The following is a 10,934-nucleotide window of genomic DNA, read 5'->3' as shown; positions in this document are numbered from 1 at the left end:
AGGGAGCAAGTTCCCTCACCACCGTCACGCTCAGTCCTGGCGGCTGGTCACTTCCAGCAAGTGATAGCCGAACTGGGTCTTGACCGGGCCCTGTACCACGTTGATCGGTGCGCTGAACACCACGGTGTCGAATTCTTTGACCATCTGGCCTGGGCTGAACGAACCCAGGTCGCCGCCCTGACGGCTGGACGGGCACGTGGAGTTGGCTTTCGCGATTTCGGCGAAATCGGCACCGGCTTCGATCTGGGTCTTGAGTTCGTTGCACTTGTCTTCGCTGGAAACCAGGATGTGGCGGGCAGTGGCTTTTGCCATGGGAATTTCCTTTCAACAGGTTTAAAGGGGGTGAGCCTACCGGAATCACTGGACGGTTGTTGTCAAAAATGCGTCAAAACCTTGAACCTGCCGATTACAGCCCCGCTTTGCGCAGGCGTTCGGCGTGCCGTACATAAAGTTCCAGCGGGGTTGTCCCCTTGTGCGTGCACCCGGACGGATGATGGATGGCCTGCAGATGATCCATCGGATAGTCGGAGCGGATGACCCTGCCCAGGTGCGAGCTGAAGCGCCCCACCAGCCCGTCGTTCTGTCCGGCTTCGGTGATGAAATATTCGGAGAAGGCCCGGCAGAACACCTGGAAGGGATCCGTCGCCTTGGGCTCTGCGCCGGGTGTTTCTTGCAGCGTGCCGCTCCAGGAGTAGTAGCGCACGCCGTTGACCAGCTCCGGTCCCTTGCTTCCCCAGTTCCTGGGCAGGCCTTGCGGGTATTTATCGTTGAATGCGCCAACGCCTTCAGTGGTCAGTGCCGCCAATGCGGCGATGGCGTTGTGTGGGAGTCGTGCCTGGCCGCCGAGCAGCGCAATAAAGTCGACAAACAATGTGGCGACCCTGCTCGCGACGTGCTCCGGCAGGCGTCCGGGCGTGAGGGCCTTGCGCAGGAAGTCGGCCAGTTCCGAGCCGTGGTTGGGCCCGCTGACCGAGGTCACCGAGGCGACCTTTCCGGGCGCCAGCGCAGCGGCATAGCGGGACGCCAATGCGCCTTGGCCGTGCCCGATCAGGTTGACCCTGGTGGCCCCGGTTCCGCTCAGGACCCGATCGATCTGGAGTAGCAACTCTTCACCGCGAGCCTCATTGGCGTAGGTGGCCGACAGGTATGGGATGAATGCCCGGGCGCCGGCGCTGCGCAGTGCCTGCTTGATGCCCAGGAAAAGTTCGGAGCCAGCGACCCTGTCAAACCCGAACAAACCATGTACCAACAGGATAGGAAATTGAGTGGTTGCATTCCGTTGCATGTTCGTACCTTTTTCGAAGAGGTTCATGTTGAATTTGCGACACCACTGTAATGCAGCCTCTTGCGCCGGGGTGTAGGAAGAAACCGCTGTGGCCGACCGAAAACGGACTAGAGAAGGCGGGAAGAATCAGAAAAGTGGCCGAATGATGTGTTTGGTTTCGGGATGCGTCTGATAGACCCGGTTGCATGCAGCTACAGTCTCAAGTGCAAGGGACCACCCGCGCTGTCGTCTTGTCTGACTGCGGGTTTGCGAGGAGCAGGTTTTAATGGCTCTGTCAGACGCCGTTACAGGAAAGGGCGTCTTCATCCAAGGATTGGAACCCATACATGACCACTGACCCATTTGGCCGGCGAGCCCGGCTCAGCGCTCGGACGAAACTCCGGGCCCCCATCCTGGCGGCGGCAAAGGGCGGGGTGATCAACCCGGCCTGGAGCAAGGTTGCCATTACTCTCAAACCCTATCCGATGATGACGTGCGGCGATGAAGTGCTGCTGTTCTGGCATGGGCTCAATTCGGACGGCGAGCCGTATCGACATGAGGTCCGCCGGTCCGTCACAGAACGACAGGTCGACCGGGACGTCATCTTCGTCGTGCGCGAGCCCCACATCGCCGAGCTGGACGGCGGCTCGCTGGACATCTTTTATCAAGTCACCGGTAGACGGCTTCCGGCCCCGATGCACTCGGAGCCCCTGCAATTGGTGATCGGTGATGCAGCGCCGCAACTGCTGCCGGCCGTTGCCACCGATGCGGTGGGCGGCAGCCTCGATCCGAAGCGTGTCCCCGAGGGTACCTGCGTGAGCATTCGGCCTTATTCAAGAATGGCTGTCGGGGACCGGCTGATCCTGATCGGCAGCAGGGATTCCAAGGCGCTCTGGCGCGATGTACTGGACATCGAAGCCCATGCCGTCGGCCGCGAAGTCTCGTTCTGGATAGATCACGCACAGATTGCCCCGCACCTGGGGCATCGCCTGGAGCTGGCTTATGTCGTCAGGCGCGGCCATTCCGTACGCCGCGCCGAAACCTTGTCGCTGCACATCGGCGCCCTGGTGCGCCCGCCGCTGAGGGCGCCCCGGATCCCGGGTGTGAAGCAGGGTGAGCTGGATGTCGACGAGCAGGAGAAAGGGGTAACCATTACCATCGACAATGCCGGATTCGAGATTGGCGAGTTGGTCTGGCTGCAATGCGATGGCAGCTACGCCTATGTCAGCGAGCGCGAAATCGCCCCGTCAAACGTCGGCCAACCGATGACCTTCGTGGTCCCGGCGGACTATTGGCAGAGTCAGCGGGGTAGATCGGTGCGGGTTCGCTATCAGGTCGAGCGCCTGGACGATGTGAGCCAGCATTTCGCTGGAGTCGAGATTCATGTGCGCTCCACGAACGCCCTCCCGAAGGAGGGCATGCACGACATTCAGGTGGCTGATAGCAACTGACGGTGGGCCTGACGTAGCAGTTGCTCGGTGGATTCCCAGCCAAGGCAGCCGTCAGTCACCGATACGCCGTAGCGCATCGACGGGCTGATGGGCTGGCAGCCTTCGAACAGATGGCTCTCGATCATCATGCCGATCAACGCGCGGTTCCCTTGCAGCCGCTGCGCCAGCACGTCGTTGAATACCTCCGGCTGGCGCGAGGGATCCTTGCCGCTGTTGGCGTGACTGCAATCCACCATGATCCGGGCCGGTATCTTCAGGCGGTTCAGATCATTGTGTATCTGCGCGACGCTCTGGCGGTCGTAGTTCGGGCCGCGGTGTCCACCCCGCAGCACCAGGTGGGTGTCGGGGTTGCCCTGGGTCTGGATGATTGCCGGATGCCCCTGGCCGTCGACGCCGAAATGCCGGTGAGGGTGGGCGGCGGAGCGCATGGCGTCGCAGGCGATCCCGACGCCGCCGTCGGTGCCGTTCTTGAAGCCGACGGGTATGCCGAGGCCGCTGGCCATTTCCCGGTGGATCTGCGATTCGGTGGTGCGTGCGCCAATGGCGACCCAACTGAGCAGGTCGTCGAAGTAGTTGGCGGCCATGGGTTGCAACAGTTCGGTGGCGACGGGCAGGCCGAGCTGCAGCATTTCCCGCATCAGTTCCCGGGACAGTGTCAGGCCGCCCGCCATGTCATCGCTACCATCCAGGTCGGGATCGTACGCCAGGCCTTTCCAGCCCACGGTCGTGCGGGGCTTTTCCACGTAGGCGCGCATCACCAGGAGCATGCTGTTGCTCACCTCGCGGGCCAGGCGCGCCAGGTTGGCGGCGTATTCAAGGGCGGATCTCGGGTCGTGGATGGAGCACGGGCCAACAATGACCAGCAGGCGAGCATCCTCACCGTCCAGGATTGCACGGACGGCCTGGCGATGGGCGTCGACTTGTTGGCTCAACGCGTGGCTGAGGGGGACTTGATGTTTGAGCTGCAACGAGCTGGGCAGACGCAGGGTCAGGGCTTCATTGGCAGGGTTGAGCGTGGACAGCGGCAAAGCGGAGACGGACGAATTCATGATCTGGCTTCCTGGGCGTGCAGCGGGTTCGTTCCCGCGCCGGCCCTAGTGGGGTGTTCGACAGTTGGCCGTACTGGCCTTAAGTGTTGGCATGCCACCGATAGGTGACCGATCGGAGGCGGCAGGCTGTCCCGAGCGGAGGCTGGTAAATCGCCAGGCGCAAAAGTCGTAACGGTAATAAGTGGCGTAGTTCATGGCTTGACCCTCAAAGTTGTCGGTGTTGCAAAAATACAGGGCTGAAAAAACAAAACCCCCGGTCGGGAGGCCGACCGGGGGTTTATGAACTCTGGAAGGCGACCCGTTAAAGTGGGCGCCGGTTGGGTATCAGGCGCGCCAGTGGCTAAACCAATACCCAAAATAAAAGTTGGCCGGAGCAGCAACGCTGTTCGCCCGGGCAGCCGCAACCGAGCGCGGGGCGCTGACGGCTTGAAGCGGTGAGAGGGCGTTGAACATGGTCTGTCTCCGATGAATGGTCCCGAGCTTACCGAGGCTGGGGCTCCGATTCAATAAGAAGTTTCTATCGCCGAGATGCAATTGTTCGTGGCATTGAGTCTGGCTGACATTATGACAAACTCTGGTCTTGCGCCTGGATGCTGTCATTCGGCTCGCAAATTTCGTTGGCGTTGTTTTGACGAGGTACCCATGAGTTTCCAGTGGCGTGCGGCCACCACCACAGACATCGATTTCGCCCGGCAACTGACCTGCGCCAACATGCTGCCGTATTACCTGCGCCATGATTTGCTCTGGCAGGACGAGGCATTTGACCTGGCATGGATCATTCGCCAGAACTGGCTGATCTGCCGCGAGGACCGGGTGCTGGGGTTTGTCAGTCTGAGCCGCGATGCCAGGGCCTTGTATATCCGGGAATTACAGATCGCCCCGGCGTTCCGGGGGCAGGGCGCCGGGACATGGGCGATTGGACAGGCATGGGACATGGTCGCGTTGGAGCGGCGCCCGGCGTTGCGCCTGACGGTGTTCAAGGACAATCCGGCCAGGAAGCTCTATGAACGCATGGGGCTATACGTCGCGGGTGAGGATGAGTGTTTCCTGAGAATGCAGCGAGACGCTGAGGCTTGAGGCCTCGGATAGCTTGTCCCGGGAAGACTTGCTGTAACTTTTTAATGCCCCTTGGCGCTAGGTCTGCCGGAAGCTTTTTGCTAAGGTGTGAGGCAGTCCATATAAGACCGAATGGTGAGGTGTCTGCTTGATTAGGGTGTTAGTGGTCGATGACCATGATCTCGTTCGTACGGGCATTACACGAATGCTGGCTGACATCGACGGTCTGCAGGTGGTTGGTCAGGCCGAATCCGGGGAAGAGTCCCTGATCAAGGCGCGTGAATTGAAACCCGATGTGGTCCTCATGGACGTGAAGATGCCTGGCATCGGCGGTCTTGAGGCCACGCGCAAGCTGCTGCGCAGTCACCCGGACATCAAGGTGGTCGCGGTAACCGTCTGTGAGGAAGATCCGTTCCCGACCCGGTTGCTGCAAGCGGGCGCGGCGGGTTACCTCACCAAGGGCGCCGGCTTGAACGAGATGGTCCAGGCCATCCGCCTGGTGTTCGCCGGGCAGCGCTACATCAGCCCGCAGATCGCCCAGCAGTTGGCGATCAAATCATTCCAGCCGACCAATGAATCGCCCTTCGATGCGTTGTCGGAGCGGGAAATCCAGATCGCCTTGATGATAGTCGGTTGTCAAAAAGTGCAGATCATCTCCGATAAACTGTGCCTGTCGCCGAAAACCGTCAACACCTACCGTTACCGTATCTTCGAGAAGCTTTCGATCAGCAGTGATGTCGAGCTGACGCTGCTGGCAGTGCGTCATGGCATGGTCGATGCCAGCGCCTGATAATGACCGAACTGTTTGATCCCAGTGCTTTCCTGTCCACATGCAGTGGCCGTCCCGGCGTGTACCGCATGTTCGACGGCGACGCACGCCTGCTGTACGTGGGCAAGGCCAAGAATCTCAAGAAGCGCCTGGCCAGCTACTTTCGCAAGACCGGCCTGGCCCCCAAGACCGCCGCGCTGGTGGGGCGCATCGCGCAGATCGAAACCACGATCACCGCCAACGAAACCGAGGCGCTGCTGCTCGAGCAGACGCTGATCAAGGAGTGGCGGCCGCCGTATAACATTCTGCTGCGGGATGATAAATCCTACCCCTACGTGTTCCTGTCCGATGGGGCGTTCCCGCGCCTGAGCATTCACCGTGGCGCGAAAAAGGCCAAGGGCCGCTATTTCGGCCCTTACCCCAGCGCCGGTGCGATTCGTGAAAGCCTGAGCCTGCTGCAAAAGACCTTCTTTGTGCGCCAGTGTGAAGACAGCTATTACAAGAACCGCACCCGGCCCTGCCTGCAATATCAGATCAAGCGCTGCAAGGCGCCTTGTGTGGGGTTTGTCGAGCCCGAAGTCTATGCTGAGGACGTGCGTCACTCGGTGATGTTCCTGGAAGGTCGTAGCAATGCGCTGGCCGATGAGTTGTCGACCGCGATGGAAGAGGCTGCGATCAATCTGGAGTTTGAAAAGGCCGCCGAGTTGCGCGACCAGATTGGTCTGCTGCGCCGTGTACAGGACCAGCAGAGCATGGAGGGTGGCAGCGGCGACGTCGATGTGATCGCGTCGTTCATCAACCCGGGCGGTGCATGCGTGCATCTGATCAGCGTGCGGGGTGGCCGCGTGCTTGGCAGCAAGAACTTCTTCCCCCAGGTAGGTATCGAGGAAGACGTGGCCGAGGTCATGTCGGCGTTTCTCGGCCAATACTACGTCAGCAGTCCGGAACGCGACCTGCCGAGCGAATTGATCGTCAATGTGGTCCACGAGGACTTCCCGACCCTGATTGAAGCCATCCATACGCTTCGCGGTCGCGAGCTGACCATCAGCCACCGCGTGCGCGGCACCCGGGCGCGCTGGCAACAACTGGCGGTCACCAATGCCGAACAGGCCCTGGGCGCGCGCTTGGCGAACCGCCAGCACGTCGCGGCGCGGTTCGATGCCTTGGCCGATGTCCTCAACCTGGACGAACCACCGCAGCGGCTGGAGTGTTATGACATCAGCCACTCCAGTGGCGAGGCCACCGTGGCGTCCTGCGTGGTGTTCGGCCCGGAAGGCCCGATCAAGTCCGATTACCGCCGCTATAACATCGAAGGCGTGACCGCCGGCGACGACTATGCGGCGATGCACCAGGCACTGATGCGACGCTTCGGCAAGCTGAAGGACGGGGAGGGCAAGCTCCCGGACATCCTGCTGGTGGACGGTGGCAAAGGGCAACTGTCCATGGCCCGCGACGTGCTCAATGAACTGATGGTTCCCGACCTGATCCTCCTGGGCGTGGCCAAGGGTGCCACGCGCAAGGCCGGTTTCGAGACCCTGTACCTGAACGATGCGGCCCATGAATTCACCCTGAAAGGGGATTCCCCGGCGTTGCACCTGATCCAGCAGATCCGTGACGAAGCCCACCGGTTCGCCATCACCGGCCACCGCGCCCGCCGTGGCAAGACTCGCCGCACCTCCACCCTGGAAGGCGTGGCAGGGGTCGGCCCGACACGGCGACGGGACTTGTTGAAACATTTCGGTGGATTGCAGGAGCTGTCTCGTGCCAGCATCGAAGAGATCGCCAAAGCTCCCGGTATCAGTAAAAAGCTCGCAGAGTCGATTTATGCGAACCTGCATAGCGAGTAGAATGCCCGTCAACCTCGCAGCCAGTTGTGCCGATGAATATCCCAAATCTGCTTACCGTTCTACGCGTCCTGCTCATTCCGATCTTCATATTGCTGTTCTATTTGCCGTACCACTGGAGCTACGTGGCCTCCGCTTCGGTCTTCGCTTTCGCCGCTGCGACGGACTGGCTGGACGGTTACCTGGCTCGCCGCCTGGAGCAGAGCACACCGTTCGGCGCTTTCCTCGATCCGGTGGCCGACAAGCTGATGGTCGCAGTGGCCCTGGTGCTGCTGGTGCAGGAACACGGCAACCTCTGGCTGACCTTGCCGGCGGCAGTGATCATCGGCCGTGAAATCGTCGTCTCGGCACTGCGCGAGTGGATGGCCGAGCTGGGTGCTCGCGCCCAGGTCGCGGTGTCGAACCTCGGCAAATGGAAAACCGCCGCGCAGATGCTCGCCCTGGTCATCCTGCTGGCCAACCCCTCGGACTTCAGCTTCTGGGTACTGATGGGCTATGCACTGCTGCTGATTTCCGCCGGCCTGACACTGTGGTCGATGGTCCAATACCTGCGCGCCGCCTGGCCGCATCTGCGGACCGACGTGGACTCGAAATAAAACTTTTTTGAATCAAAGGGTTGACGGCGTAATCTGAATCTATAGAATGCGCCACACCAAGACGCGGGAATAGCTCAGTTGGTAGAGCACGACCTTGCCAAGGTCGGGGTCGCGAGTTCGAGTCTCGTTTCCCGCTCCAATTATTGTTCTATTGGCTTCTATTGAAGTCTGTAGAAATTAAAAAAAGAGACTTCGGTCTCTTTTTTGTTTCCGGTAAGTTCCACTTGGTACCACGACTAGCCACGATTTTTTAGTACATTTTTTTGTACATCAATTCGGCATTTGGTAAATCACTTTTTCGTGGTTCTCGCCTCACTGGAAACCGTAAAAATCTCCTCTATTCAAACGAGACGGAGATTGTACGATGGCTCTCACCGATAATGCAGTCCGGCTCGCAAAACCCCGTGCCAAGGACTACACCCTTCCTGACTACAACGGCCTTGCTCTTTTCGTGAATACGAAAGGCGACAAGTACTGGCACTTCCGCTTTTCCTGGGCGGATAAGTAACCCCGTATTTCTCTCGGTACCCATCCTGAAATTAGCCTTACGAGATGCTCGCGCTCTGCGTGATGTTGCCAGGGCGCTGGTCGCTAGGGGGCATCGATCCGCGTGTCCATCGGCAACTGGAACGTAATGCTAGGCGCCTGGCCACGGAAAACACCTAAGAAACGGTTGTTCAGCATTGAAAGTGCTACGCAAAGTTGGGCATCGTGTTTCTGGTCGTGGGTCTCGATAGCCTGGTCGGACCCAGAACGTTCCGCTTCAATTGACCGTCGAGTCGGCTGACAGCGAGGGCGCTCAGGTTGAGATGTAGAGGGGCGCCTTACCTTCGTTGTTCATGGCCAGTTAAGCCTTTGGGCCAGGTGGGTGATCAGTCGGTGGGCAGGTGTAGTTGCACTTCCAGCTACAGCATGCCGTGCTTAATGTAGGGCAATCCTTACTATCGTCTCCAAAATGCTCACTGAAAAACCAGCAGGGTCTGATGGCTGATTGTTGGTTAGAACCTACATCATGCCTGCTGGCATTTTGCTGCGAATCTTTCGTCGCGTAGCGAGCGGCATCGCTGCCTGCCAGCGGCTCGATCGGTATAGGGCGGATCCGTATCAAGCATGGCAATAGATCATGCCGTGGTCCACGCATCCTCCAGTCTTCGTCGCGACCCCACTTGTCGCCTGCCTCCTGACGGCAGGAGAGCAGGGTGTCTATGGCAAGCGCGACTTCGTCAGCGCCTAAACAGTTGTTTTATTAAAGGGTCGTAAAGTAATGAAGAGTGTTTTCGTTGCGACGAAGCTGGGCTTGGGATTCGCGTCCGTCATATTAATTACATTGATTATTGCGCTGGTTGGTTTGGCGGGTGGCAATAACATCAACACCATGCTCAACGAAATGTACGCCAATAACCTGACCCCTATCAAAGACGTGGCGAATGCCAACATGCAGGCCATTTACCATAATCGTGGGCTTTATGACTACTTGATTTCCGACAAGGCCGAGCAGGGCAATATTGTTGAGAGTATGAATGGAAATAAAGCGAAGATGGCAGAGCTGCTCGATAAATATAGCAAGACCTATCTGACTGATCGCGAAAGGGACCTGCTGAAGAAATTTGATGCCGCCTGGGGCCCTTATGAGTCTTCGGCCAAGAAGGTCTTGACCCTCGCGCAAACCGATAACCTGAAAGCTACGGATCTCATGAATAACGAGACCACGCAGTTGTTTCAGGTCGTTGATGATCTGTTGTCAGATATCGTCGATTTCAACGACCAGTTGGCAAAAGAGGCTTACGATCAAAGTGACGTGGCCGCAAACAGAGCGCAGCAGATTCTCATCGGTCTGCTGATTGCAGCGGTATTGGTTTCAGTCTTGATCGCCTTCCTTATTATCCGTGGTTTGCTCCGGCAGTTGGGCGGCGAGCCGGCGTTTGCGGCGCAGGTGCTCTCCAGGGTTGCAGCGGGGGATCTCGGTGTAACCATCCCTCTACGTAATAACGATACCAGCAGCATGCTCGCCGCGATGAAGAGCATGGTAGAGAAACTTTCGCAAATCATCGGCGAGGTGCGTGGATCGGCCAATGCCTTGACCAGCGCTTCCGAGGAGGTTTCCGCTACCGCACAGTCCTTGAGTCAGGCCTCCAGCGAGCAGGCAGCCAGCGTCGAGGAAACCTCGGCCTCGGTCGAGCAGATGTCCGCTTCCATCGAGCAAAACACCGCAAACGCCCGGGTCACCGACGGTATGGCGGGCAACGCGGCCAAACAGGCCGTTGAAGGCGGCGTGGCGGTCAAGGACACGGTCAGCGCGATGAAGAGCATCGCGGAAAGGATCGGCATCATCGATGACATCGCCTACCAGACCAACCTGCTCGCGCTCAACGCTGCTATCGAGGCTGCCCGTGCCGGTGAGCATGGCAAAGGCTTTGCCGTGGTCGCCGCCGAGGTGCGTAAGCTGGCTGAGCGCAGCCAGGTTGCCGCCCAGGAAATCGGTGAGGTTGCCAAGGGGTCGGTGGCCCTGGCCGAGCGCGCCGGCAGCCTGCTCGATGAGATTGTTCCGGGCATTGCAAAGACCAGCGAGCTGGTCCAGGAAATTGCCGCCGCATCCGCCGAACAATCCTCTGGCGTGGGCCAGATCAATACGGCGATGAACCAGCTCAACCAGATCACCCAACAAAACGCCTCTGCCTCAGAGGAGCTGGCCGCCACCGCCGAGGAAATGAGCGGACAGGCCGAGCAGTTGCAGCAACTGATGAGTTTTTTCAGCCTTGCGGGCCACGGTGAACATGAGCGCGGCGCGCCTCTCTTGACTGCCTCTGCCAGGTCCAGGGTAGTTACCAGCCTGCCGGCCATCAGCGGCGTGGCTGAAACTGATAATTCGGCGGTGCCGAGCGGTTTCGTGCGTTTCCAGGAGTGA

At 59.4% G+C, this 10,934-nt stretch carries 10 protein-coding genes and 1 tRNA gene; 8 read left to right on the top strand and 3 right to left on the bottom strand.

The genetic code is table 11. The annotated features are described in order from the left end of the window. Nucleotides 1-30 precede the first annotated feature (30 nt). Complete coding sequence (locus FBX99_RS07075; protein ID WP_144925793.1) at nt 31-312, bottom strand: peptidylprolyl isomerase; 282 nt, start codon at nt 310-312, stop codon at nt 31-33. Between the two features lie 94 nt (nt 313-406). After that, the gene (locus FBX99_RS07070; RefSeq protein ID WP_144925797.1) at nt 407-1,285 is read right to left on the bottom strand and encodes a triacylglycerol lipase; all 879 of its coding nucleotides are present in this window, start codon (nt 1,283-1,285) and stop codon (nt 407-409) included. Nucleotides 1,286-1,611: 326 nt separating this feature from the next. Between FBX99_RS07070 and FBX99_RS07065 the strand changes: the two genes are divergently transcribed. Next, nucleotides 1,612-2,715 carry a hypothetical protein gene (locus FBX99_RS07065; protein ID WP_256662498.1) on the top strand — a complete coding sequence of 368 codons (1,104 nt, stop codon included), beginning with the start codon at nt 1,612-1,614 and terminating at the stop codon, nt 2,713-2,715. Here FBX99_RS07065 and FBX99_RS07060 read toward each other — a convergent pair. Further along, nucleotides 2,694-3,764, bottom strand: coding sequence for a 3-deoxy-7-phosphoheptulonate synthase (locus FBX99_RS07060; RefSeq protein WP_144925800.1), 1,071 nt, complete (start codon nt 3,762-3,764; stop codon nt 2,694-2,696). The two genes, FBX99_RS07065 and FBX99_RS07060, sit on opposite strands and share 22 nt — an antisense overlap. A 642-nt stretch (nt 3,765-4,406) precedes the next feature. Between FBX99_RS07060 and FBX99_RS07055 the strand changes: the two genes are divergently transcribed. The 7 genes from FBX99_RS07055 (at nt 4,407) to FBX99_RS07025 (ending at nt 10,934) form a co-directional block, all read left to right on the top strand. Next, a complete protein-coding gene (locus FBX99_RS07055; protein ID WP_144925803.1) occupies nt 4,407-4,841 on the top strand; it encodes an N-acetyltransferase in 435 nt (144 codons plus the stop codon). A gap of 127 nt (nt 4,842-4,968) precedes the next feature. Continuing rightward, on the top strand, nt 4,969-5,610 hold the full coding sequence (gene uvrY / locus FBX99_RS07050) for a UvrY/SirA/GacA family response regulator transcription factor (protein ID WP_024781217.1): 642 nt from the start codon (nt 4,969-4,971) through the stop codon (nt 5,608-5,610). A 2-nt stretch (nt 5,611-5,612) separates the two neighbouring features. Beyond that, entirely contained in the window at nt 5,613-7,436 is a 1,824-nt protein-coding gene (gene uvrC / locus FBX99_RS07045) for an excinuclease ABC subunit UvrC (RefSeq protein WP_144925810.1), read from the top strand. Between the two features lie 32 nt (nt 7,437-7,468). Further along, nucleotides 7,469-8,029 carry a CDP-diacylglycerol--glycerol-3-phosphate 3-phosphatidyltransferase gene (gene pgsA, locus FBX99_RS07040; RefSeq protein WP_144925813.1) on the top strand — a complete coding sequence of 187 codons (561 nt, stop codon included), beginning with the start codon at nt 7,469-7,471 and terminating at the stop codon, nt 8,027-8,029. 63 nt (nt 8,030-8,092) lie between these two features. Beyond that, nucleotides 8,093-8,168 (top strand) — tRNA-Gly (locus tag FBX99_RS07035). A 225-nt stretch (nt 8,169-8,393) separates the two neighbouring features. After that, nucleotides 8,394-8,537 carry an Arm DNA-binding domain-containing protein gene (locus FBX99_RS29545; protein ID WP_371921402.1) on the top strand — a complete coding sequence of 48 codons (144 nt, stop codon included), beginning with the start codon at nt 8,394-8,396 and terminating at the stop codon, nt 8,535-8,537. Between the two features lie 756 nt (nt 8,538-9,293). Next, complete coding sequence (locus tag FBX99_RS07025) at nt 9,294-10,934, top strand: methyl-accepting chemotaxis protein (RefSeq protein WP_145131083.1); 1,641 nt, start codon at nt 9,294-9,296, stop codon at nt 10,932-10,934.

Origin of the sequence: Pseudomonas sp. SJZ074 (assembly GCF_007828215.1) — a bacterium.
In the GTDB taxonomy this organism is placed as follows: Bacteria; Pseudomonadota; Gammaproteobacteria; order Pseudomonadales; family Pseudomonadaceae; genus Aquipseudomonas.
The sequence above is the reverse complement of the archived record's forward strand: the minus strand, read 5'-3'. Positions and strand labels throughout refer to the sequence as shown.